We start from the raw sequence: 22931 nt of genomic DNA, 5'->3' as shown, positions 1-22931 counted from the left end.
AGACCCATGCATCCGCGTTTCAACTTCGCCAAAGCCTCCCCCGATTCCTACAAGGCTGTCGTCGCGCTGGAAAACTTCGTCCAGAGCAGCGGCCTCGAGCGCCGCTTCATCCACCTGATCAAGCTCCGTGCTTCGCAGATCAACGGCTGCGCCTATTGCGTCGACATGCACTCGAAGGAAGCCCGCCACGATGGCCTGAGCGAACAGTGGATCAACCTGATGTGCGTCTGGTGGGAATCGCCTGTTTATGACGACCGCGAGCGTGCCCTGCTCCGCTGGGTCGATTCCGTCACCAAGATCGCCCAGACCGGCATTCCGGATGCCGATTTCGAACCGCTGAAGCAGCATTTCAGCGAAGAAGAGATCGTCAAGATCACGGTGGCGATCGGCACGATCAACATCTGGAACCGCCTCGCCGTCGGCTTCCGCTCGCAGCATCCGGTGGATGCGGCCAGCAAGGCTGCTTGAGTCTGGTTTTTCTGAGCGTGGTGTCCGCCTGACCTCCCGCACAGTCCGTCATCCTCGGGTCAAGCCCGAGGATGACCGTGTATGGGGTTGGCAGTGGGGCCCACGAGACGCTGGGCGGTGACTGCCATTTGATAACCCCAAAACGAAAAACGCGGAGCCGAAGCCCCGCGTCATTATTGGTTGTCCCATGCTTGGCAAGCCAAGCATGAAACCTATCAGGCAGCGACCGAGCCGAAGCCAGCCGTCGGAACTTCCGAGATGGTCTTCAGGACCTGCGAAGCGATCTGGTAGGGGTCGCCTTGCGAGTTCGGGCGACGATCTTCGAGGTAGCCCTTGTAGTCGTTCTTGATGAACGAGTGCGGAACGCGGATCGAGGCGCCACGGTCGGCAACGCCGTAGGAGAACTTGTTCCACGGTGCCGTCTCGTGCTTGCCGGTCAGACGCATGTGGTTGTCCGGGCCGTAGACAGCGATGTGGGCTTCGAGGTTCTTGTCGAACTGAGCCATCAGCGCTTCGAAATAGGCCTTACCGCCGACTTCGCGCATGAACTTGGTCGAGAAGTTGCAATGCATGCCCGAACCGTTCCAGTCGGTATCGCCGAGCGGCTTGCAGTGGAACTCGATGTCGATGCCATACTTTTCGCACAGACGCAGCAGCAGGTAGCGTGCCATCCAGATCTGGTCGGCTGCCTTCTTGGAGCCCTTGCCGAAAATCTGGAATTCCCACTGACCCTTGGCCACTTCGGCGTTGATGCCTTCGTGGTTGATGCCGGCTTCGAGGCAGAGGTCGAGGTGTTCTTCAACGATTTCGCGGGCGACATCGCCGACGTTCTTGTAGCCGACGCCGGTGTAGTAGGGACCCTGCGGAGCCGGGTAGCCGGATTCCGGGAAGCCGAGCGGACGGCCGTCCTTGTAGAAGAAGTATTCCTGCTCGAAACCGAACCATGCGTCTTCATCGTCGAGGATGGTCGCGCGGCTGTTGGACTCGTGCGGTGTGACGCCATCGGGCATCATGACTTCGCACATGACGAGAGCGCCGTTCGTACGGGCCGGGTCCGGATAGATAGCGACGGGCTTCAGCACGCAATCAGAGCTGCGGCCTTCGGCCTGCATCGTCGACGAACCATCGAAGCCCCAAAGCGGAAGCTGCTCGAGCGTCGGAAATGCGTCGAATTCCTTGATCTGCGTTTTACCGCGCAGGTTCGGTACCGGGGTGTACCCGTCGAGCCAGATGTACTCGAGCTTATATTTCGTCATTACGCACCTCATAACAGTTAATCAGGCGAAGTAGGAAAAACTTGCCCGGCGCGCCCGCCGGAAAATTCCTCACTACGAACGGCTGCCAAGAGAGATGCATGTGCCGTGCCAGATCGCATCGACACCCGGCTCGTCAGGCGAGTTTTTTATGATTCAGCCATATTCGGGCAAGATTTCCCGCTACCAAACATCGGATTCTTTTCAAATCACCGCCGTGGCTCCATTCGAGCTGCCAAAATGTCGCAGGCTCGGCCCGCCCCCTAAACGGATTGTAAAATCGGCAGATCAAAGAAACGGCATTCACCGCCTCATCTTCTAATTGCCTATAATTTCATCATTTAGCATTTTTTTTAAGCGGAATGGTGATATTTGCCTTCGGCTTTGCTATATATGAGCTGTCTCTTGAAGCGCGCCCGCTTGAACACCAAAAAGGGAGAGACAACGAATGGCAATCGGTACTCGGCACGAAACAGCAAAGATCTATCAGTTTCCCGTCACGGCACGCCCCACGGCGCTCAGCCAGCGTCCGAAGGTGAACCTCACTCCGGATATCGGCCCGTCTATTGCGACGGCCGCATTCGACAGCTGGTATCACGAAGCCGCGATCGTCGAATCCGACGAGACCCGCAAGCAATAGGCTTCAGCTTTACAGCGCTATATAGCGATCCGAGCGATGATTGATCGCGACGAAGAGGTTGAGCGCGATTGCGCCGATCACCGAGCAGATGACCACAAAGGGCGTGGTCACCGCAAAAGCGACTGCGAGCACGCATAGGTCGATCGCAAGCTGCACCAGCCCTGCCCTGATGCCGAAACGTTCCTGCAGGTAAATCCCCAGAATCCCGACGCCGCCGAGGCTTGCCCGATGGCGATAGAGCGCGAGCAGCCCGAAGCCGAGCAGAATGCCGCCGAGCACCGCCGACCAGAGCGCGTTGATATGCGCGACATCGAAAAGCAGCGGCTGCAGGTTGGTCAGCAGCGAGGTCAGCGCGATGGCGATGAAGGTCTTGACGGTGAAGACCGGGCCGAGCTGCTTCAGAGACAGATAGAAGAACGGCAGATTGACCACAAAGAAGGCCAGGCCGAAATTCACGCCGATCGCGTAATGCAGCAGGAAAGCGATGCCGGCGGTGCTGCCGGTCAGAAGGCCGGCGCTTGAAAGGCAGAACAGCCCGAGCGAGGAAATCAGGCTGCCGGAGATGATGCCCTGAACATCCTCGATCCACGAATGCCGGGTCGCGGACGTATTCCAGATACCAAATGCGCTCTTTGCGTTTGCCATGTGATTTCCCCTGGGTTTCAAGGCTTTTTTGCTGAAATCTCAGGCGACAATCAAGCGAAAATACGTAAGCAATGCTGACCTATTTCAAATTCGCAAGATTCGAAATCATCAGGCCGATTTCCGAGTAATGAACAGAATGCCGTGGACCGGTTTTCCGCCATCCATGCGAATGACGCTGCGGACGAGATCCAGCACCGTAAAGCCGTGAGCGGCCAAAATCTGCCTGACATAGGCTTCCGAATGGGCAAACCGCAGGGAATCGCGCAGCACATAGCCGTCCGGCTGCTCCGCATCCTCGACCGAAAAGGCGAAGACGGCGCCATCGGCCGCGAGCCTGCGGACGATCGCCATCACGCCTTGCAGATTGCCGAGATACATCAGCACATCGGCAGCGGTGATCAGATCGGCGCGGCCGGCTTCAAACTCGGCATCGAAAACGCCTGACAGATCCGGCTCCAGCGACAGATCGGCCTGGCCAAGATGATTGTAGACATGCTTTTCCGCTGCTTTGGCGAGCATGCCGTTCGACAGATCGTAGCCTTCCAGCCGATCGACGCGGGCGCGGATTTCCGGCCCGAGCAGGCCCGTGCCGCAGCCGAGATCGACGGCGAGACGGAAATGTTTCGAGATATCGGCCGTTCCGGCAATCAACTCCGCCAGCTTGCCGGGCACGCTATAGCCGAGCTTCTCGACCAGCGAGGTTTCGAAGCGATCGGCATAGTCATCGAACAGCCGCTCGACATAGAGGCTCGGCGGCCGGCCGGGCACCTCGGCGCCGCCGAGAACCGCAAGCTTCAGGCGCGCGCCGAAGACGTCGCCCTCATCAAGCACCAGCACCTCCTTCAGCGCTGCGATGGCACCGGATGCATCGCCGGCCTTCTCACGATAGGTCGCAAGCGTGAACCAGCCCGCCGCCCAGCGCGGCACCAGCTCCAGCGCCTGCTCCATCAGCTCGGCGGCACTCGCCGGCTCGCCGCTCTCGGCAAGCATCTTCGCATAGTCGGCACGGCGGTCGGCAATGACATCGCCGGAGGAAAGCTGGCTCGGCAGCATCGGTTTCATCCTGTTAGACGCTCGCCTTTGAACGCGGCCACAAAAAAACTCAAGTCCTATTTCAGGCAGAGGCTTGTTTGAGGCGCGCGCCTGGCAAAAGTGCTTGCGAGTCGCAGGCCCCGGCCCTATCTCAGGCACCACCGACTGCCATCATGGAGACGTCTGCATGTCCGATCAGGTGAACAGATTCCTTGGGGACTCGCCCGGCCGCACGCTGGTGAAGCTCATCATCGTGTCGCTTGTCGTCGGCTTCGTGATGAAGTTCTTCGGCTGGCGACCGCTCGATTTCCTCTATGGCGTCCGCCGCTTCCTGCTCGATCTCTGGCACAGCGGCTTTGCCGCGCTTGGCGAATTCGGCGATTATGTGCTGCTCGGCGCATCCATCGTCATTCCCATCTTCATCATACTTCGTTTGTTCAACTACCGCCGCTGACATGACCTCCCAGACACTGACCTGCACGCGCCGCGATGCGCTGCGCCTCGCCGCTCTTGCGCTCACCGCATCCGTCGCAAGCTGCGCCACGCCGCCAGCCCGCGTTTCCAATATTCCGGCCAGCGACGAAACCGCCTCTGCCTTGCCGCTCGTCAATGCGCTGCGCGCCAAGAATGGCCTGCCGCCGTTGAAGATCGATACCGCCGCTAGCACCGCCGCCGTCTATCAGGCGCGGCGCATGGCCAATGCCGGCAAGATGGAGCACCTGATCGGCATCGGCGACGATTTCGGCAAGCGCGTCAAGGCAAGCGGCGTCAAGCTGCCGGCGGCCGAGAACATTGCCGAGGGCCAGCGCGACGTGAGCGCCGCGGTGACGGCCTGGATCAATTCGCCGAAGCATTTGCACAACATGCTCGGCAAATATGACGGCCTTGGCGTCGCTCTTGCCTATGCTCCCTCTTCCGGTGACAGGCCCTATTGGTCCATGGTGCTGTCCTCGAACTGATGAGGCGTAAGGCGACATGGATATTCAGCAGAGGAGCGTAAGGGTCCTGCCCTTCGACGTAACGCATCGGCTGGTGCTGTCGATCGCTATTCCGATGACGCTGGGCTTCATGACGACGCCACTGCTCGGTCTCGTCGACACGGCTGTCGTCGGCCATCTCGGACAGCCGGATGCATTGGCGGGGCTCGCCATCGGCGCAGTGCTGTTCGACCTCCTCTTTGCCAGCTTCAACTTCCTGCGCGCTTCCACGACGGGCCTCACCGCTCAGGCCTATGGGCGCCACGACCGGCACGAGCAGCAGGCTGTCTTCTGGCGTGCCCTGATCTCAGCGCTCGGCTGCGGCATCCTGATCGTCATTCTTTCGCCGCTGCTGCTCTGGCTCGGCATCAAGCTGATGGGGCCGCAAGGCGGCATTGCCGATGCGACGCGCACCTATTTCTCCATCCGCATGCTGTCGGGACCGGCGGCGCTTGCCAATTACGCGCTGCTCGGTTTCGTGCTCGGCCGCGGCCAGGGCCGCGTAGGGCTCTTGCTGCAGACCGTCATCAACGGCGTCAACATCATGCTCGCCATCCTGCTCGGGCTCTATCTGGGCTGGGGTGTGGCGGGTGTGGCCTGGGGTACCCTGATCGGCGAGGCGAGCGGCATGCTGCTCGGGCTTTTCATCGTGCTGCGCAGCTTTGCCGGCGAGGAACGCCCGCCGCGCGCGGAGCTGCTCTCGCGTACAAAGCTCACGCAGCTTTTCGCGCTCAACCGCGATATCCTGATCCGCACCTTCGTGCTGATTGCCGCCTTCACGCTGATGACGCGTATCGGCAACAGCTTCGGCGCCGTCATGCTGGCAGCCAATGCGGTGCTGATGAACTTCTTTCTGCTGTCGGGCTATTATCTCGACGGGCTCGCGAACGCAGCCGAGCAGATCACCGGACGCTCGATCGGCGCCAACTACCGTCCAGCCTTCGAGCGCGGGCTGAAGCTGACCGGGCTCTGGTCCTTCGGGCTGGCGCTTGCCGCCGCCATCTTCTTCGTCACCGTCGGACCGGCACTGATCCGCCTGCTGACCACCTCGGAGGAGGTCCGCACTGCTGCCGGAACCTATCTGCCTTGGGCTGCGATCACCGGCTTGACCGGGGCGCTCGCCTTCCTGATGGATGGGGTCTTCATCGGTGCCACATGGTCGCGAGAGATGCGCAACAAGATGCTGCTGTCGTTCGGCGGCTATCTCATAGCACTCGCCGTCTTCGTGCCGACGCTTGGCAATCACGGCCTGTGGATGGCCATGAACGCCTTCCTGCTGTTTCGCGGCATCTTCCTGGCCATGGGACTGAAGAAGCGGGCGGATCAGACGTTCCGGTTCGCCCAGTAATCCAGCCTGGCGTCGCGCAGGTCGCGGATCGAGCCGGCGCGCTCGCGATCGAGCAACTTCGAGAGATCCGCCACGATGCGGCCCGGTAATCCCGGGCCTTCATAGACCATGCAGGAATAGAGCTGCACGAGATCGGCCCCGGCCTTGATCTTCTCCAATGCGGTCTCCGCCGAGGAAACGCCGCCGACGCCGATGATCGGCAGCGCGGCACCCACACGGCGGCGCATCTTGGCGAGTACCACGGTCGATTTTTCGAAGACCGGTTTGCCGGAAAGGCCGCCTGCCTCCTTGGCCTGCCGCTGATCCTTCAATCCGTCGCGCGATAGCGTGGTGTTGGAGACGATCAGGCCATCAAGCGCATGGGACAAGGCTTCGGCGGCGATATCGTCCATACCCTCTTCGGTGAGATCCGGAGCGATCTTGAGGAAGACGGGAATGCGCTTGCCGGCCTTCGCCGCTTCCTCGTCGCGCGCGGCAAGCACGGCCGACAACAGGGCGGACAGGCTTTCGCGCGCCTGCAGGTCGCGGAGACCCGGCGTATTCGGCGAGGAGATATTGGCGGTGAAATAGCGCGCGACGGAACAGAAGCAGCGGATGCCGGCAACATAATCGGCGATACGGTCGGCGCTATCCTTGTTGGCACCGATGTTGACGCCGATGATGCCGTTGCGGCGGATCGCCTTGAGGCGCTGGAACGCCGCTTCATGGCCCTCATTGTTGAAGCCGAGGCGGTTGATGACGCCTTCGTCTTCGACCAGGCGGAAGATGCGCGGACGTGGGTTGCCCGACTGCGCCTTCGGCGTCACGGTGCCGATCTCGGTAAAGCCGAAACCGAGTTTCAGCAATGCCTCCGGCACTTCGGCATTCTTGTCGTAGCCGGCGGCCATGCCGATCGGGTTGGTGAAATCGAGCCCAGCCACGGTCTGACGCAGGCGGGGATCGGCTTTGACGCTACAGGATGGCACCAGCCCCGACTTCAGCGCCGCTATCGACATGCCATGCGCAGTTTCCGGATCGAACAGGAACAGGCCGCGCCGGCCGAGGTCGCGAAAGGCGCCGATCATTCCGCCATCTCCGGAAAGAGGTGAGCGCCATCGTCGCCAATCGGCAGCGGCTTTTCCCAGAGCACGGCCGAAAGCGGCAGCGGCGCGTAGAGATGCGGGAAGAGATCGCCGCCGCGCGAGGGTTCGAACGCCAGCTTGTCGCCGAGCGCGTCGCCGTCCACCGCCACCAGCAGCAAGCCGGTCTGTCCGGCGAAATGGCGCACGGCCGTCTCTCTTGCTTGCTTCGCGGTGGAGAAATGAATGTAGCCATCGGTCAGATCGATCGCCGCGCCATGAAAAACACCGGTTTGTCTGGCTTGCTGCCAGAGCGCATCCGGCACGATCTTGTAAACCACTGGCATGGCGATCATCATCCCTCTGTAAAGCTGTGCTGATAGGGCTTTGCACGAAAACATCAGCTGATGTCCACGGTTTCCGTGATGGATTTGGGGTTTAACGCAGAAAATCCGGAGGATGACATGACGAAGGAATTGAAAATCGGCCTTGCGGCCATGCTTCTGCCTGCCGCTTTTCTTCTCTCCACACCGGTTCTATCGGCCGAACTGGACGCAACGCGCTTCCAGCTGGAGCGCAGCGGCGATCATTTCATCCGCCTCGACAAGCAGACGGGCGCCATGTCCATTTGCCAGGATCAGGGCGGCAACCTCGTCTGCCGCATGGCCGCCGATGAGCGCGCTGCCTATGACGACGAGCTCGACCGCCTCGCCGATCGCGTGACGAAACTGGAAAAGACCGTCGCCTCGAACAAGGAATCCAGCCTGCCAAGCGATGCCGAAGTCGACCGCACCCTCGGCATCATGCAGAAATTCATGCACGGTTTCATGGGCATGGCGAAGGAATTCCAGAACGAGCAACCGGACGCCAAGCCGCAGCCGCAAAAGACGTGAGTGGTGAAAAGCCACGCGGCGAAAGCAAGGGGATAAAGGACCGTATTCCTATGCCGGCCTTTACTCGCCAAAATGCCTCGGTTAACCTTTTTGACGAATTGAGCGCCGGGCGAACCGGTGCGCGGATGCTGAGCGGCGATGCTGTCACACGAGCAGATATGGGGTGCGATCGACCGGCTTGCCGAGCGGCATGCCTTGACGCCCTCCGGCCTCGCTCGCCGTGCCGGCCTGGACGCCACCTCCTTCAACAAATCGAAGCGATTGAGCCAGGACGGGCGCCTGCGCTGGCCATCGACGGAATCGATCGCCAAGATCCTGGATGCGACGGGCGCCAGCCTGGAGCAGTTTCTGAGCTTCATCCGGCCGGGCGAACCGGCTGGCACTATGGCGATGCGCGGAATTTCGCCGGCTGGGAACGCCATTCCCCTGATCGGCTTTGCCCAGGCGGGCGCCGGCGGCTTCTTCGCCGACGGCGGCTTTCCCGCCGGTCAGGGCTGGGACATGGTGGAATTTCCCGTTGCGGCCGGGCAAAGGGCCGGCGTCTATGCGCTCGAGGTCCAGGGCGAAAGCATGTTGCCGCTCTATCGTGACGGGGATATTCTGATCGTCGAGCCGGGCGCTCAGATCCGAAAAAATGACCGTGTCGTTGTGAAGACCCGCGAAGGTGAAGTCATGGCCAAGGTCCTGCTGCGGCAGAGCGCAAAGTCGATAGAACTCTTGTCGCTCAATCCCGAACACCCCAACCGCAGTTTCGATCTCGCGGATGTGGAATGGATCGCCCGAATCATATGGGCTAGCCAATAGGAAAGTTTTCTCGTTATGCGTCGTAAGATCTGGCTTGTTGGCGTGGCAGGCGCTGTCGTCGGTTCCTGGTTGACCCTCGTCGCGGTTCAAATCGGGGAACGCAGCTTTACCCTGCCCGGCCGAGGCGCTAGCGACACGACGGCCGAGAACAAGTCCGCCGCGACCACACCGACCGAGACCGCCAGGGCCGACGCAAAAGCCATCGAAACGACAAAGCAGGACGATGCAGCGTCGGGCAAATCGCAACCAGACAGCCAGCCGGCCGTGCAGGTGGCCAGTTCCACCCACGAGAAGACGATTCCGCCAGTCACGGTCTCAGACAGCGGTCTGGAATTACCGGCGATTGCGGCCGCAGCGTCGCCGGCCCCGGCAACGGACGATGCCGCGAAAACGCCGGCCAGTGACGTTGCGAAGGATATAGCCGCCGCCCGGAAACCGGAACCGGCGAGCGCCACTTCGAACAAGGCCGACGCCGCTTCTACGGAGGCAGCCACAGCCGATCCCACCCCGGACAACCGAATCCCGGCCGACCAGATCGATAGGGAAGCGGCGGCAGCCGCACACCGGACGCTTCCGCTACAGCCGCTGCAGCAAGCCCAGCCCAAGCTCGAGTCGCAACAGACTTCGCTCGATCCGGCATCCAGGCCACTGGGGCAGACGACAACGATCGAGCTTGTCCATCCCTTCGCCGATCAGGCGGGCATATTGACCCTTGGCGGCAGGAGCGTGCAGCTGAGCGGGATCATTCCGACCGACATCGGCAGAATGTGCACCGGCCCGAGCGGCGACAGCTGGCCCTGCGGTCAAGCCGCGCGCACGGCATTCCGCATGTATCTGCGCGGCCGCTCCGTCAATTGCGATGTGCCGGACCCCGCCTGGAAGGGCATGGTCAAGGGCGAGTGCCGCTATGTCCGCGTCGATCTGAGCGCCTGGCTCGTCCGCTTCGGCTGGGCCGATCCGGAACCGGGATCGCCGCTAGCGTCCCTTGTCGACGAAGCCAAGCAGAAGAAGCGCGGCATGTACGGAGACGATCCGCGCAAGAACGGGAAATCGACGCTTGCGCCGCCGCCGGCCAAGGAAGATCCGCTCAATCCGATCTGACGCCTTGCTTCCGCTGCATAATTAATCCGTAAATCGATTCCGATTTAAGGAATTATGCAGTAACTTTTGCCATGAGACCGCGCGACTTTTCAGTCTGCCAAATTCGAAGGACTTCGCCTGTCATGAACAAGCCGCTTTCCGCTCACGAGGCCCTCATCTACGTCATGGTGCTGGCCTCGGCCGTCGACCGCACGATGAACGACCGGGAACTCAGCCGCATTGGCGAGCTCATTCACGCCCTGCCGGTCTTCAAGGGGTTTGACGACGAAAAGCTGATTTCCGTCTCGCGCGATTGCGCCAAGCTGCTTTCCAACAATGAGGGCCTGGATATCGTGCTCGAAACCGTGCGCGACACGCTGCCCGCGCGCCTTTACGATACGGCGTATGCGCTTGCCGTCGAAGTCGCTTCGGCCGACCTGTCGGTCAAGGCCGAGGAATTGCGCCTGCTCAGCCTGCTTCGCGACCGCTTCGGCCTAGATAAGCTGACCTGCGCCGCCATCGAGCGCAGCGCCATCGCCCGCTATCGCAAAGCTTGAAGCATTTTCCTGCCTGATACATTCCGGACGGAAAATCGCCGCGCATTTTTCCTGGACCTGCGCTGATCAGTAAAGACCGTAAGGGAAATAGCGCAGATAGATTTCCTGCAGCCTGCCGTCGCGTGAGAGCATGGCAAGGGCATGGTTGATTGCGGCCGTCAGATCGGCATCCTGCTGGCGCAGCATGATGGTCATGCCCTCTCCGAGGAACTGCTGCGACAGATAGGGACCATCGAACAGAGCGCAGCATTTTTCCGCGGCCGGCGACGAGACCCAGAAGGAGAGCTGCAGACCATCGGCAAAGGCGGCATCGACCTTGCCGTCCTTGACGGCAGTCAGCAGCGCATCCTTATCATCGAACGGCACCGGCTTGATCGCAGGGAAGAAGGCGGTCAGCATAGCCTCGTGCACAGTGCCCCTGACGACGCCGACCGAATGGCCGGAAAGCGATGCGGCCGTGGTGCCACTGACCGACGCCTTGAGATTGCGCACGAAGCGGGCCGGCAGCGTCATGAAAGGGCGCGAGAAGGCGAAGCTCTTGCGCAGCTCGGGCGTCACTGCCACGCCCGCAATCACGGCATCGCCCTGCGAAGCCGCAAGGGCACCCTGAAGCTCGCCAAAGGGCAAGGCCTGGATCTGGCACTTGTCTGCTATGTCGAGCTCGTCGCAGATCTTGCGGGCGAGCTCGACATGGAAGCCCGTAAGCTTGCCGTTCTGATCGAGAAAATTGAAGGGCGGAAAATCGGTCGAAGTCAGGAAGCGGAGCCTGACCAGCGAAGACAGATCGGGTTTCGGCAGGCGCTCGCGCGCATCGAACAGGATCGGCAGGTTCGACGGCTTCGTCTCCTGGGCGGAAAGCGGCAGCGCGCAGGATACGGCGATCAATGCCGCATGCGCGATGACCCGGGCCACGGAGATCGGCGACGAAAGGCAAACACGCATGGTCTTGATCCCGCCTCCGGTCGTGGCTGCACATTCCTGATTCACCGATACGATGTAGCAGAGTCATGCCGCAGGGGGAATATCGCGCCTGACGAGGAGTGCGGCAGCGCGTGCGACTACTTTTTCGCGTGGGCGAGCATTTCGACCCTTCCGGATCCGCGGCTGCCGGTCTCTCCGCGCCGCTTCAGCAGTCTCGCCGGAGCTCCGACATAGATGCCGTAGGGCTTCGTCTTTCCCTTGACGACGGCATTGGCGCCGATGACGCATCCCTTGGCGACGTGGGCGCCGCCGAGAATCTTGGCTCCCGCCCCGATCCAGACATCGTCTTCGATGATGATCGGTTTCTTCGTCACGCCCTGAAGGCGGATGGGCTGCGAAACATCATCGAAATTATGATCGAAGGACACGATCATCGCATGCGCGGCAATGCGCACGTCGTTGCCGATGACGATGCCGCCGCGGCCCAGCAAAATGGTGTAATCGTTGAAGGAAACATGGTTGCCAATTTCGATGCTGCCTTCTTGCGCATCGATGACGACACCCTTGCGGAAATGCACCCGATCGCCAATACGAACATCGCCGCGCTTCCATATGATCCTGGTGCCGAGCGGAACTTTCGTACTATGGGCGATCTTGAGCACACCGCTCCGAAAGATCGCCCTCAACCTGTAAAACCATGCAATGCCACGCATTCAGACGCTCCTAACAGGGGCGCCTTCTGCCATATCCGTCTGACGCTCACCTGAAGGGCTAAGGCATAACCATGGCGATGCCGAGGCGGGACCGCAAAAGCTGCCCCTCACTGCATAATTCATACACGCGCGGCAAGGCCGGTGATCAAGGCAATCAGCCCGAAGCAAGCCGCCGCCGCGCAGACGGCGATCCAGCCACCGAAATCCCACGCGGTGCCGGCAAGCGCCGAACCCAGCGCGCCGCCGAGGAAGAAGATGCCGACGAAGAGGCCATTGATGCGCCCTCGTGCCTCCGGCTTCAAAAGGTTGACGGCGCGACGTCCCAGGGTCTGGTCACCGGTCACACCGACATCGAGCATCACCGCGCTCGCGCCCAGAAGGATCAGCAAGGCCACGGAGCTACCGGACCTTATCTCGCCGACCCAGGCAGCCAAGGCAATGGCGGCAAGCACGATCAGATGCGCGACAAGCGTCGCCGTCCGCGTCCAGCCGCGGTCGCCCATGCGGCCAAAGGCGGAGGTAGCAGCCGCACCGCCCGCCCCGACCAACGCGAAGAAAGCGATGCCGGACTGGCCAAGGGAGAATGGCGGCTGTGCCAGGCGAAGGGCAACGGAAGTCCAGAAGAGGCTGAAGCTCGCCATCATCAGGGCCGCGGTGAAGGCACGCAGACGCAGCACGGGCTCTTCCCGCAGCAACTGGAAGAGCGAGCCGATCAGGGCTCCATAGCTGGCGCTGACCAAAGGCCGCCGTTCGGGCAGACGCAGGGCCAGCACGGCCGCCAGAAGCGCAAGCGTCGCGGCACTCATGGCATAGAAGCTCCTCCAGCCCCAGAAATCGGCAATCAGGCTCGCCAGAGGGCGGGATACCAATATGCCGACCATCACGCCGCTCATGACATTGCCGATCACCTGGCCACGATGCTCGGGTGGCGCCATGGCAGCGGCGATCGGCACAAGGATCTGGATGGCCGAACAGGCCGCACCCAGCAGGAAGAGGAAGATCAGAAGGCTCCAACCCGTCGGCGCAAAGGCGGCAGCAACGGCCATGATCAAGGCCGATAAAAGCATGCGCAGCACCAACTGGCGGTTTTCCATCAAATCGGCCAGCGGCACCAGGAAAAACAGGCCGGCGGCATAACCGAGCAGCGACGCCATGGCCACGAGACCCGCACCGCGTTCGGAAAAGCCGAGCGACGGCCCGATGATGCCGACCAGCGTCTGCGGCGCAAAGAGATTGATGATGATGACGCCGGTGGCGACCGCAAACAGCAATGTCGAGGGAGCGGCGACAGCCTCGGATACGTCGTCCGCCGCCTCGCTCATTACACGTTCGGGATTCTGAGACATAGGCTCTCCAATAATTTTTGATAATAAAGATAGCCATGTTTATCCTTATGCCGCATAATGCAGCAATTGAAATGAAATAATAATGATTATGCGAGATCGTCATGAACATTCATGATCTGGAAGCTTTCGTCGCCGTGGTGGAAACGGGCTCGATCATTGCCGCCTCGGCGCGTATCAACCTGACGCAACCGGGCATCACCCGGCGCATCCAGAACCTGGAAGACAGCCTCGGCATCGCGCTGCTCGACCGGCAGTCGAAACCCCTCAAGCCGACTGCGGCGGGACGCGAAGCCTACGAGCATGGACGGCGCGTCCTGCGTTCGCTCGACGATCTCAAGGCCGGCGTTTCTCCGAGCGGGGCGATCGGCGGCGAATTCCGCCTCGGCATCATGCCCTATCTCTCGGAGGCCGCACTCGCGGCCCCGCTCGATCAGCTCCGCAACGTATTTCCGCAACTGACGCTGCGCATCGTCTCGGGCTGGTCGCCGCAACTCATCGAGCAGGTGGCGCATAGCCAGCTGGATGCGGCCACCGTCTGCCTGGCGGAGGGCGTCGACCCGCCTGACAATGTCGTCGGCGATGTGCTCGGGATCCACAGCGTCATCCTCGTCGCCGCGCCATCGCTTGGCGTTCCCAAGGCGCCGCGGCTTGAAGAACTCTCCCGCTTTCCATGGATCATGAACCAGAGCGGCTGCGGCTTCCGCGCCTTCATTCATCACCGCTTCGAAGCCGAGCGGCTGCCCTTCGACGTCGCCATCGAGGCGATGAGCGCCGATCTCAGAATGTCGCTGGTCGCCCGCGGCCTCGGCATCGGCGTGCTGACACCTGCCGCACTGGCTGACAGCCGATGGCGCGATGCCATCGAGATCGTCGAGGCGCCTGATTTCAACCCGAAAGTCGTCAACTGGATGATACATCGCCCGCCGGCGGGGCGGCTTGCGCGTCCGATCGAAATCTTCGGTGAGGCGCTGGTGGAGGCGCTGAAAACGAGAGGCCGTTTTTGACCTGACAATTAGGAACTGGAGCGGGTGAAGGGAATCGAACCCTCGTATTCAGCTTGGGAAGCTGCTGCTCTACCATTGAGCTACACCCGCCTGACACCCTGAGATGTCCAACAGTTGCCGGCCTGTGTCAAGGCCGGTCGGCTATCGATTAGAGCCGGAAGTGTTTCGATAGCTTCAGGCCCTGTGCCTGGTAATTCGAGCCGAGGCCGGAGCCGTAGAGGCTGCTCGGCTGTTCCAGCATGTGTTCGTAGATCAGGCGGCCGACGATCTGGCCGTCTTCGAGGATGAAGGGCACTTCGTGGCTGCGCACTTCCAGCACGGCGCGGCTGCCGCGGCCGCCGGCCGGGGCATGGCCGAAGCCGGGATCGAAGAAGCCGGCATAATGGACGCGGAATTCGCCGACCAGCGGATCGAAGGGCGTCATTTCGGCGGCGAAATGCGGGGGAACATGCACCGCCTCGCGCGAGACGAGGATGTAGAATTCATCGGGGTCGAGTATCAGCTCGGTCCGGCCACGACTGTAGAGCGGTTCCCAGAAATCGAAAATATCGTGCTGGGCCTTCTTGTCGACATCGACGACGGCCGTGTGGTGCTTGCCGCGATAGCCGATCAGCCCTTCCTTATCACCGGCAAGATCGATCGACAGCGCGATGCCGCCACCGGTGATATTCGGCTTCTTGCTGGCGACCAGCGTCTCGGTTTCGTGCAGCGCCAGCAGTTCCGGCTCGGTGAGCAGGGCCTGGCCGACGCGGAAGCGGATCTGCGACAGGCGCGAGCCGCGGCGAACGACGATCGGGAAGGTGCGCGGGCTGATTTCGAGATAGAGCGGCCCGGAATAGCCGGCCGGGATCTTGTCGAATTCCTGCGCCCGGTCGGTGATGACGCGGGTAAAGATATCGAGACGGCCGGTCGAGCTCTTCGGATTGGCGGAGGCCGACATGTCCTCAGGCAGGTCGAGGCGCTCCATCAGCGGCACGATATAGACGCAGCCGGTTTCCAGCACCGCGCCTTCGGAGAGATCGACAACATGCAGCTTCAGCCGGTCCAGCTTGTCGGCGACCAGATGCGACGGGCCGGGCATGAAGCTGGCGCGGACACGGAAGGCATGCGAACCGAGCCGCAAGTCAAGGCTTGCCGGCTGGATCTGATCGACGTCCAGTTCTCTCTCGCTCGTCAGCCGCCCCGTTTCAAACAACGCCGCGATGGCGCGATCGGCCAAGATTCCAGTATTGCGAGCCATCATGCCTCATCCATAATTTGCCGCAGACAAAACCAAACTCGGGGAATTGACGCAAGCCGTCAACGGCAGTATTGCAACTTATCCCGTGGTGATTTGGCCGGTCGGCTTGCAGCCACGTTAAACAAATGGCTAAAAAGACCGGGGTTGAACCGGTCTGCTTTTGCGACCGGTTTTTTTGTTTTGAAAGTGGTGATGGCATGAGCAAGACTTGGCGCCCCGCAACCCAGCTCGTTCACGGCGGAACGCTCCGTTCGCAATTCGGCGAGACCTCCGAAGCAATCTATCTGACCCAGGGCTTCGTCTACGACACCTCGGAAGCGGCGGAAGCCCGCTTCAAGGGCGAGACGGATGGTTTCATCTATGCCCGCTACGGCAGCCCCACCAACGACATGTTCGAGAAGCGCATGTGCGCGCTGGAAGGCGCCGAAGATGCTCGCGCCACCGCGTCCGGTATGGCCGCCGTCTCCGCCGCCATCCTTTGCCAGCTGAAGGCCGGCGATCATATCGTCGCTGCCCGCGCCCTCTTCGGCTCCTGCCGCTGGGTGGTCGAGACGCTCGCGCCGAAATACGGCATCGAATGCACGCTGGTCGACGGCCGCTTCACCGAGAACTGGGAAAAGGCCATCCGCCCGAACACCAAGCTCTTCTTCCTCGAAAGCCCGACCAATCCGACGCTGGAAGTGGTCGATATTGCCGCCGTCGCCAAGCTTGCCAATCAGATCGGCGCAAAGGTCGTGGTCGACAACGTCTTCGCGACGCCGCTTTTCCAGAAGCCTTTGGAACTCGGCGCCCATATCGTCGTCTATTCCGCCACCAAGCATATCGACGGCCAGGGCCGTTCTCTCGGTGGCGTCATCCTCTCTGACAAGCAGTGGATCGACGAGAACCTGCAGGACTATTTCCGCCATACCGGCCCGGCCATGTCTCCCTTCACCGCCTGGACGCTGCTGAAGGGCATCGAGACGCTGCCGCTGCGCGTTGCGCAGCAGACGGCGAACGCCTCCAAGGTTGCCGACTTTCTGGCCGAGCAGACGAACAAGGTCGCCCGCGTGATCTATCCCGGCCGCAAGGACCATCCGCAAGCCGATATCATCGCCAAGCAGATGAGCGGCGGCTCGACCCTCGTCGCCTTCGAACTGAAGGGCGGCAAGGAAGCAGCCTTCAAACTGCAGAACGCGCTGGAGATCGTGAAGATTTCCAACAATCTCGGCGACTCGAAGAGCCTGATCACCCATCCGGCCACCACGACGCACAAGAACCTCACCGACGAAGCCCGCGCCGAACTCGGCATTTCGCCGGGTACCGTGCGCTTCTCCGCCGGCATCGAGGACAGCGCCGATCTGGTCGAGGATTTCGCTCGCGCGCTCGAGCAGATTTCCGCCTGATTGCAATCGGGCCGCCCAGAGAAAATCTGGGCGGCCCAACCTGCCCTCATCGGGCGATCTCGCAAGACATGGGTCAGCTGGTCAGCTGGCGGCCTTGAATTCGACCAGGCCGTTGTTCAGGCAGACCATCTTGTTGAACAATTTGAGATCCAGCGGGTTCGGCAAGCGAACATCCGAAAGATCGGGCAAGGGTTTCAGCGCCGGATCGTAGGAGCGATCGATCTGCGAGACAAAGACGACGATCACGCCTCTGGCGCGCGCAAACGCCTTCAACATCTGAACCTGGATCATCAGCTCCGGTTTTTCCCGCTTCTGATCGAGCAGCTGCAGAAAATCGACGACCGCCAATGTGCCGCGCGGCGCCTCGGCCAGCTTCCCGACGATATAGTTGGCGCTGATGGCATCCGAATTATCGAATTCGAATAGCGATGCAAATTCCGCATGATCGGCACCGATCATCGGAAAACGGTCCAGAACCACTTTCTCGGTGTCTTCCAGCGTGAAAAAGGCACCGCGATTGCCAGCCTTCATGGCTTCGATGGCGAGCCGCAAGCTCATCAGGGTCTTGCCGTGACCGCACCGCGCGCCGATCAGCACCAGATCGCCAGGGCTTAAACGTGAATACAGTTCACTGGCGGACACGGCTGTGTTCGTTTTGCTTGCAAGCAAACTCCAGCCTCCAAAACCTTCGCCGATCGCGATGCGATCGAGCGCGGCATGCAAGGGGATATTCTGCTGACGGGACAGGAGCCTCGCCTTACGCTTCAAATGATAAACAGGGGCAGAAAGCCTCATATAAACCTCCTATTGCGAGCAGTGACCGCAACCCCTCCTTATGCCAGGCGCTCAAACAGTCGGTTTGGATATCGACGGCCCCGCATGAAATATACTTTCCCAAATGGAGGGGGGAGGCATGGGCATTGCCAGAATCACATGATAGCCGAAATTTTTGCGACAGAAAATCGCGGCTCTCTTCGAGCGGAACATAAGACCGGACAAGGAATTATATGATCTGGAGATTTTGATTGCAGGAAGCACAGATATGATGACCGACCTGCAAGTGCACCTGAAATTGCGGCAAGCGTTTTTGCACGTTGGAAACGGGGCTGGCGGCACTAAGGCGGGTAAGATCAAATGGCAAGCAGATCGAGATACTTTTGGGAGCGCTCCGTTAACCTTCATCATTAGCCGTAATAGCTAAATTGCGGCAGGCATTGGCTGTTCACGCAAGTTTTCATCACGCCGTTCCTTGACGGAAGGAATAGGTTATAGGATACCGCTAGATATCCTGCACTTTGCGGGAGCAGTGGAAAGCGGATAAGATGCCGCGAAAAGGAAAATATTGGAACGTTCACCCCGCTTGAAAGAGCGCCGGACGTTTCAGCGCAGTGGCAAGGTATCGAGCATGTATCGCGCCCTCACACGCGACATCGAGGTGGTGGTAGAGCCGTTTTATCTGGAGGAGCAATCCGATCCGGACGACGATCGTTATGTCTGGGGATATCGCATCGTCATCTCCAACCATTCGAAGAAAGCCGTCAAGCTGGTGACGCGCTATTGGCACATTACCGACATGAACGGCATCGTGGATGAGGTGACGGGACCCGGCGTGGTCGGCGAGCAGCCGCACCTGAAGCCCGGCGATACCTATGAATATTCTTCGGGCTGCCCGCTGGACACGCCGTCAGGCATGATGTTCGGCCATTACCAGATGGAAACGGACGACGGGGAGCAATTTCATGTCAAGATCCCCGCCTTCTCCCTCGATACGCCAAACCTGCTGCGCACGCTGAACTGAGCCGCTCCACGTGCAGCGTCAAGCTGCTTCTATTTCCGACACTTCGAAACGATAGGTCGTCGAGCAGAACTCGCAGGTCACGGCGATTTCGCCATTGTCCTGGCTTGCCTCGATCTCTTCGGCCGTGAAGCCCTTTAGCACACCCTTCAGCTTATCACGCGAGCACGAACAGCGATCGAAAACCGCCTTCGGCTCGTAAACGCGCACGCCGCGCTCGTGGAAGAGGCGATAGAGGAGCCGTTCGGTGCCGACCTGCGGATCCGTCAACTCGTCGGCATCGATGGTTTCCACCAGGCTGCGCGCTTCCGCCCAGGCATCGTCCTCGACGTGGTCGCGCATGCCGGTATCGCCATCACCGCCATGCAGGTCCGGCTGGCGCATGCGCTCAGGCGCTTCGGGCAGAAACTGCGCAATCAGGCCGCCGGCGCGCCAACGGTGACGCGGCTTGCCGTCGCTATCGCGATCGAAGAGTTCGGCGGCACCCAGGCGCACGCGTGTCGGGATCTGTTCAGACTGGCGGAAGTAGGTGCCGGCAATCTCCTCCAGCGAGGCGCCATCAAGCGCGACAATGCCCTGATAAGGCTGGCTGAAGCGGCCCTGATCGATGGTGAAGGCGAGCACGCCCTTGCCTAGCAGCTGCTCAGGCTCGGTTCTGCCTTCCGCAACTGCCTTGGCCAGCGCCTCTTCGTCGAAACGCGCGTAGGCCCGAACGTTTTCCGGCGTTGAGAAATCGGCGACCAGAAGGTCGACGGGACCGTCGCCCTTGGTCTGCACGGTGAACTTGCCTTCGAATTTCAGCGACGTGCCGAGCAGGACGGTCAGGACGATGGCTTCGGCGAGCAGCCGCGCGACCGGCGCCGGATAGTCGTGCCGGGCGAGAATGGCGTCCAGCAGCGGACCAAGTTGCACGGCACGGCCGCGCACATCCAGACCTTCCACCTGGAAGGGGACAACGTGATCGTCACCGGCGAAATCGAACTGACCCAGCGAGGCGGCATTTTCTGCCATTAGCTTACTCCTGCAGCATGACGCCGAAAAGTGAGAGCGGTTTTCGGGCGCCGTCATGCTCTATTCTTTGATTCTAGACCGGATTCAGGTCCTAGGTCGCTTCGACCTAGGACCATCCGGCTCTAGGGCCCGCGCCCTTGAGACGCGGCTTGATATCTTCAGATCGCGCCCAGGCACCAAGCAAGAATCGACTTTTGCGCATGAAGGCGGTTTTCCGCCTCATCGAAGACAACGGATTGCGGGCCATCGATCACCTCGTCCGTCACTTCCTCCCCGCGATGGGCGGGCAGGCAATGCATGAACAAAGCGTCTTTGCCGGCCTGTGCCATCAAAGCCTTGTTGACCTGATAGGGCTGGAAGACGTTGTGACCGCGTGCCCGGTGCTCCTGATTCATGGAAACCCAGGTATCGGTTACCACGCAATCGGCGCCGGCGACCGCACGGTCTGCATCATGCGAGAGCATGATTTCGGCGCCCTCGTTGCGGGCCCAGTTCAGATAGTGATCCTTCGGCTCGGAACCAAGGGGTACCGCCATATTCATGCGATAGCCGAAGCGTGCCGCACCTTCGATCAGCGAATGCAGCACGTTGTTGCCGTCGCCCGTCCAGGCGAGCGTCTTGCCCTTGATGGGGCCGCGATGCTCTTCGAAGGTCATGATATCAGCCATGATCTGGCAGGGATGCGTATCGTCGGTCAGCGCATTGATGACCGGAACGGTCGCATGTTCAGCGAGCTCCAGCAGGCGGGAATGATCGGTCGTGCGGATCATGATCGCGTCGACATAGCGCGACAGCACCTTCGCCGTATCGCCTATCGTTTCGGCGCGGCCAAGCTGCATTTCCGTGCCGGAGAGGAACAGCGTCTCGCCGCCCAGCTGACGCATGCCGACATCGAAGGAAACGCGGGTACGGGTGGACGGCTTCTCGAAGATCATCGCCAGCATCTTGCCGGCGAGCGGCTTGTCGGCCGTGCCAGCCTTCTGCGCGCTCTTTCGGACGATCGCATCGTCGATGATATTGCGCAGATCGGCAGCCGGGACGGCAGAGAGATCGAGAAAGTGTTTCGGAGAAGCCATGTCCTTACCTGTGCTCCAGAAAAAACAATAACGCCCGCGTGGGGCACGCATAAGCCCTTAAATCGGCATCGATTTATGGAAAGCTTATGCGATTCCTAAATGTTACTGCGCCCTTGCGCGTCGCCTCGACGCGCGGCGCAGTAATCGCCCCATCTACGGGCGTTGAACTCAAGCCGATTTTTTCGTGCGGGCAGCGCGCGCACGCTCGGCGGCTCGCTCCAGGCGAGCAAGACCTTCGCGTGCTTCTTCGGCTGTAACGACCAGCGGCGGCAGCAGGCGGATGACGTTGTCGCCGGCCGGAACGCCGAGCAGATGCTCGGCACGGATTGCCTGCAGCAGCTCTCCCTGCGGAATGGCCGCCTTGATGCCGAGCATCAGGCCTTCACCGCGAACGTCCTCGATGATATCGGGAAAGCGGTCCTTGAGCGAGGCGAGCCCCTGGCGGAACACCAGGGCGACATCGCGCACATGCTGCAGGAAGCCTTCGGCAAGCACGATGTCGAGAACGGCATTGCCGACCGCCATGGCGAGCGGATTGCCGCCATAGGTCGAGCCGTGCGTTCCCGCCTTCATGCCTGAGGCGGCTTCCGCCGTCGCAAGGCAGGCGCCGAGCGGGAAACCGCCGCCGATGCCCTTGGCGACCGCCATGATATCCGGCTTGATCCCGGCCCATTCGTAGGCGAAGAGCTTGCCCGTGCGGCCGACGCCACACTGTACTTCGTCGAGGATCAAAAGCAGGCCGTGCTCATCGCAGATCTCACGCAGTCCGCGCAGGAACTCGTTGGTCGCGGGACGAATGCCGCCCTCGCCCTGAACTGGTTCAATGAGGATTCCAGCCGTCGCATCCGTAATGGCGGCACGCACGGCATCGAGATCGCCGAACGGCACCTGATCGAAACCCGGCGCCTTCGGACCGAAGCCTTCGATATACTTCTCCTGGCCACCGGCGGCGATCGTCGCGATGGTGCGGCCGTGGAAGGCGCCTTCGAAGGTGATGATATGGAACTTTTCGGGATGCCCCTTGGCAAACTGATAGCGCCGCGCCGTCTTGATGGCACATTCCAGCGCCTCCGCGCCCGAATTGGTGAAGAACACCTTGTCGGCGAATGTCACTTCCGTCAGACGCTTCGACAGCTTTTCCTGGCCCGGTACTTCATAGAGGTTGGACAGGTGCCAGACCTTGTCGGCCTGCGCCTTCAATTCGGCGACCAGATGAGGATGGGCATGACCCAGCGAATTGACTGCCACGCCGGCTGCGAAATCGAGATAGCGCTCGCCGTTTTCGGTAACCAGCCAGACGCCCTCGCCTCGCTCGAACCGCAGCGGAGCGCGCAGGTAGGTGTCGTAAAGCGGCGTGGTCTCGGCCATGGCCATGTCTCCTGATCACAACTTTAAGGACCGATCGCTTCCATTTGATGAAACGGGCCCGAAAAAATCAAAAATGCCGCCTTGCGGCGGCCTGGGCACTATTGATGTTTTGCACCGCGATGTCAACAAAACTGCCGTTTTAGCAGGTGCGAGAAAGCGCTTGCCGGCAAAAGAGACGGCTTCGGCGGCTCCTATTGCAGAAATGCCACGCCGGGGCAGCAAGTTGGGGAAAACCTCGAAATCGATTCCTCAAGATTCCCGCGACTCTTGTCACGGAGTCAGCCTCACACTAGGTTAAAAAGCAATTGCTAGACTGC

26 protein-coding genes, 1 tRNA gene and 1 riboswitch are annotated in these 22931 nt (G+C 60.9%); of the genes, 13 read left to right on the top strand and 14 right to left on the bottom strand.

Annotation, left to right across the window (positions count from 1 at the left end; genetic code table 11):
- The first annotated feature begins 6 nt into the window (after window positions 1–6).
- Complete coding sequence (locus PH552_RS21025) at window positions 7–468, top strand: carboxymuconolactone decarboxylase family protein (protein WP_183762614.1); 462 nt, start codon at window positions 7–9, stop codon at window positions 466–468.
- Window positions 469–683: 215 nt separating this feature from the next.
- Here the strand turns inward: PH552_RS21025 and PH552_RS21020 are convergent, their stop codons facing one another.
- Window positions 684–1724: a glutamine synthetase beta-grasp domain-containing protein gene (locus PH552_RS21020; RefSeq protein ID WP_095433900.1), complete on the bottom strand. Its 1041-nt coding sequence runs from the start codon at window positions 1722–1724 to the stop codon at window positions 684–686.
- 445 nt (window positions 1725–2169) lie between these two features.
- Here PH552_RS21020 and PH552_RS21015 point away from each other — a divergent pair, with 445 nt between their 5' ends.
- Window positions 2170–2361, top strand: a complete 192-nt coding sequence (locus PH552_RS21015) for a DUF2735 domain-containing protein (RefSeq protein WP_015338743.1) — start codon at window positions 2170–2172, stop codon at window positions 2359–2361.
- 9 nt (window positions 2362–2370) lie between these two features.
- On the opposite strand, the gene PH552_RS21010 is transcribed toward PH552_RS21015, so the two are convergent.
- Entirely contained in the window at window positions 2371–3006 is a 636-nt protein-coding gene (locus tag PH552_RS21010; RefSeq protein ID WP_183762612.1) for a YitT family protein, read from the bottom strand.
- Between the two features lie 108 nt (window positions 3007–3114).
- Window positions 3115–4059, bottom strand: coding sequence for a class I SAM-dependent methyltransferase (locus PH552_RS21005; RefSeq protein WP_113249473.1), 945 nt, complete (start codon window positions 4057–4059; stop codon window positions 3115–3117).
- A 166-nt stretch (window positions 4060–4225) separates the two neighbouring features.
- Between PH552_RS21005 and PH552_RS21000 the strand changes: the two genes are divergently transcribed.
- From PH552_RS21000 to PH552_RS20990, 3 genes are read left to right on the top strand one after another with little or no spacing between them, the layout of a single operon-like run.
- A complete protein-coding gene (locus PH552_RS21000) occupies window positions 4226–4492 on the top strand; it encodes a DUF6460 domain-containing protein (RefSeq protein ID WP_112343759.1) in 267 nt (88 codons plus the stop codon).
- A gap of 1 nt (window position 4493) precedes the next feature.
- Window positions 4494–4997, top strand: a complete 504-nt coding sequence (locus PH552_RS20995; RefSeq protein ID WP_112343758.1) for a CAP domain-containing protein — start codon at window positions 4494–4496, stop codon at window positions 4995–4997.
- A gap of 16 nt (window positions 4998–5013) precedes the next feature.
- The gene (locus PH552_RS20990; RefSeq protein ID WP_183762610.1) at window positions 5014–6363 is read left to right on the top strand and encodes an MATE family efflux transporter; all 1350 of its coding nucleotides are present in this window, start codon (window positions 5014–5016) and stop codon (window positions 6361–6363) included.
- Here the strand turns inward: PH552_RS20990 and PH552_RS20985 are convergent.
- Window positions 6339–7427: a quinone-dependent dihydroorotate dehydrogenase gene (locus tag PH552_RS20985; RefSeq protein ID WP_183762607.1), complete on the bottom strand. Its 1089-nt coding sequence runs from the start codon at window positions 7425–7427 to the stop codon at window positions 6339–6341. The two genes, PH552_RS20990 and PH552_RS20985, sit on opposite strands and share 25 nt — an antisense overlap.
- Window positions 7424–7780, bottom strand: coding sequence for a DUF952 domain-containing protein (locus tag PH552_RS20980; protein ID WP_183762754.1), 357 nt, complete (start codon window positions 7778–7780; stop codon window positions 7424–7426). The genes PH552_RS20985 and PH552_RS20980 overlap by 4 nt, the downstream gene beginning before the upstream one ends.
- A gap of 105 nt (window positions 7781–7885) precedes the next feature.
- On the opposite strand from PH552_RS20980, the gene PH552_RS20975 reads away from it, so the two are divergent.
- The 4 genes from PH552_RS20975 to PH552_RS20960 all read left to right on the top strand — a co-directional run bounded on the left by PH552_RS20975 (window position 7886) and on the right by PH552_RS20960 (window position 10755).
- Window positions 7886–8314: an ELKS/Rab6-interacting/CAST family protein gene (locus PH552_RS20975; RefSeq protein WP_246698528.1), complete on the top strand. Its 429-nt coding sequence runs from the start codon at window positions 7886–7888 to the stop codon at window positions 8312–8314.
- 138 nt (window positions 8315–8452) lie between these two features.
- Window positions 8453–9118: a LexA family transcriptional regulator gene (locus tag PH552_RS20970; RefSeq protein WP_113249476.1), complete on the top strand. Its 666-nt coding sequence runs from the start codon at window positions 8453–8455 to the stop codon at window positions 9116–9118.
- A gap of 15 nt (window positions 9119–9133) precedes the next feature.
- A complete protein-coding gene (locus PH552_RS20965) occupies window positions 9134–10219 on the top strand; it encodes a thermonuclease family protein (RefSeq protein WP_183762605.1) in 1086 nt (361 codons plus the stop codon).
- Between the two features lie 122 nt (window positions 10220–10341).
- Entirely contained in the window at window positions 10342–10755 is a 414-nt protein-coding gene (locus tag PH552_RS20960; protein ID WP_112343752.1) for a tellurite resistance TerB family protein, read from the top strand.
- A 66-nt stretch (window positions 10756–10821) separates the two neighbouring features.
- Here the strand turns inward: PH552_RS20960 and PH552_RS20955 are convergent, their stop codons facing one another.
- The 3 genes from PH552_RS20955 to PH552_RS20945 form a co-directional block, all read right to left on the bottom strand.
- Window positions 10822–11697 carry a transporter substrate-binding domain-containing protein gene (locus PH552_RS20955; RefSeq protein ID WP_112343751.1) on the bottom strand — a complete coding sequence of 292 codons (876 nt, stop codon included), beginning with the start codon at window positions 11695–11697 and terminating at the stop codon, window positions 10822–10824.
- 116 nt (window positions 11698–11813) lie between these two features.
- The gene (locus PH552_RS20950) at window positions 11814–12389 is read right to left on the bottom strand and encodes an acyltransferase (RefSeq protein WP_112343750.1); all 576 of its coding nucleotides are present in this window, start codon (window positions 12387–12389) and stop codon (window positions 11814–11816) included.
- A 119-nt stretch (window positions 12390–12508) separates the two neighbouring features.
- Window positions 12509–13735 (bottom strand): MFS transporter, encoded by a 1227-nt coding sequence (locus PH552_RS20945; RefSeq protein ID WP_183762602.1) that lies wholly within the window; start codon window positions 13733–13735, stop codon window positions 12509–12511.
- Between the two features lie 101 nt (window positions 13736–13836).
- On the opposite strand from PH552_RS20945, the gene PH552_RS20940 reads away from it, so the two are divergent.
- Window positions 13837–14739 (top strand): LysR family transcriptional regulator, encoded by a 903-nt coding sequence (locus tag PH552_RS20940; protein ID WP_183762599.1) that lies wholly within the window; start codon window positions 13837–13839, stop codon window positions 14737–14739.
- 16 nt (window positions 14740–14755) lie between these two features.
- Here PH552_RS20940 and PH552_RS20935 read toward each other — a convergent pair.
- Both PH552_RS20935 and PH552_RS20930 read right to left on the bottom strand, forming a co-directional pair.
- Window positions 14756–14829: transfer RNA gene (locus PH552_RS20935), tRNA-Gly, on the bottom strand.
- Window positions 14830–14887: 58 nt separating this feature from the next.
- A complete protein-coding gene (locus PH552_RS20930) occupies window positions 14888–15982 on the bottom strand; it encodes a 2'-deoxycytidine 5'-triphosphate deaminase (RefSeq protein ID WP_162709562.1) in 1095 nt (364 codons plus the stop codon).
- Window positions 15983–16054: 72 nt separating this feature from the next.
- A riboswitch (SAM riboswitch) is annotated at window positions 16055–16133 on the top strand.
- A 43-nt stretch (window positions 16134–16176) separates the two neighbouring features.
- On the opposite strand from PH552_RS20930, the gene PH552_RS20925 reads away from it, so the two are divergent.
- Entirely contained in the window at window positions 16177–17364 is a 1188-nt protein-coding gene (locus tag PH552_RS20925) for an O-succinylhomoserine sulfhydrylase (protein ID WP_112343747.1), read from the top strand.
- An 81-nt stretch (window positions 17365–17445) separates the two neighbouring features.
- Here the strand turns inward: PH552_RS20925 and PH552_RS20920 are convergent, their stop codons facing one another.
- Window positions 17446–18159, bottom strand: coding sequence for a DNA helicase (locus PH552_RS20920; protein ID WP_183762596.1), 714 nt, complete (start codon window positions 18157–18159; stop codon window positions 17446–17448).
- 610 nt (window positions 18160–18769) lie between these two features.
- Here PH552_RS20920 and apaG point away from each other — a divergent pair.
- Complete coding sequence (gene apaG, locus PH552_RS20915; RefSeq protein ID WP_069611387.1) at window positions 18770–19162, top strand: Co2+/Mg2+ efflux protein ApaG; 393 nt, start codon at window positions 18770–18772, stop codon at window positions 19160–19162.
- 18 nt (window positions 19163–19180) lie between these two features.
- Here the strand turns inward: apaG and PH552_RS20910 are convergent, their stop codons facing one another.
- The 3 genes from PH552_RS20910 to PH552_RS20900 all read right to left on the bottom strand — a co-directional run bounded on the left by PH552_RS20910 (window position 19181) and on the right by PH552_RS20900 (window position 22614).
- Window positions 19181–20170 carry an Hsp33 family molecular chaperone gene (locus PH552_RS20910; RefSeq protein ID WP_113249770.1) on the bottom strand — a complete coding sequence of 330 codons (990 nt, stop codon included), beginning with the start codon at window positions 20168–20170 and terminating at the stop codon, window positions 19181–19183.
- A gap of 158 nt (window positions 20171–20328) precedes the next feature.
- On the bottom strand, window positions 20329–21246 hold the full coding sequence (gene argF / locus PH552_RS20905) for an ornithine carbamoyltransferase (RefSeq protein ID WP_069611241.1): 918 nt from the start codon (window positions 21244–21246) through the stop codon (window positions 20329–20331).
- Between the two features lie 168 nt (window positions 21247–21414).
- A complete protein-coding gene (locus tag PH552_RS20900) occupies window positions 21415–22614 on the bottom strand; it encodes an aspartate aminotransferase family protein (protein ID WP_113249771.1) in 1200 nt (399 codons plus the stop codon).
- A gap of 4 nt (window positions 22615–22618) precedes the next feature.
- Here PH552_RS20900 and PH552_RS20895 point away from each other — a divergent pair, with 4 nt between their 5' ends.
- A complete protein-coding gene (locus PH552_RS20895; RefSeq protein ID WP_183762593.1) occupies window positions 22619–22912 on the top strand; it encodes a hypothetical protein in 294 nt (97 codons plus the stop codon).
- Window positions 22913–22931: the final 19 nt, after the last annotated feature.

Origin of the sequence: Rhizobium aureum (assembly GCF_030182495.1) — a bacterium.
Lineage (GTDB): Bacteria > Pseudomonadota > Alphaproteobacteria > Rhizobiales > Rhizobiaceae > Rhizobium > Rhizobium tropici_C.
The sequence above is the reverse complement of the archived record's forward strand: the minus strand, read 5'-3'. Positions and strand labels throughout refer to the sequence as shown.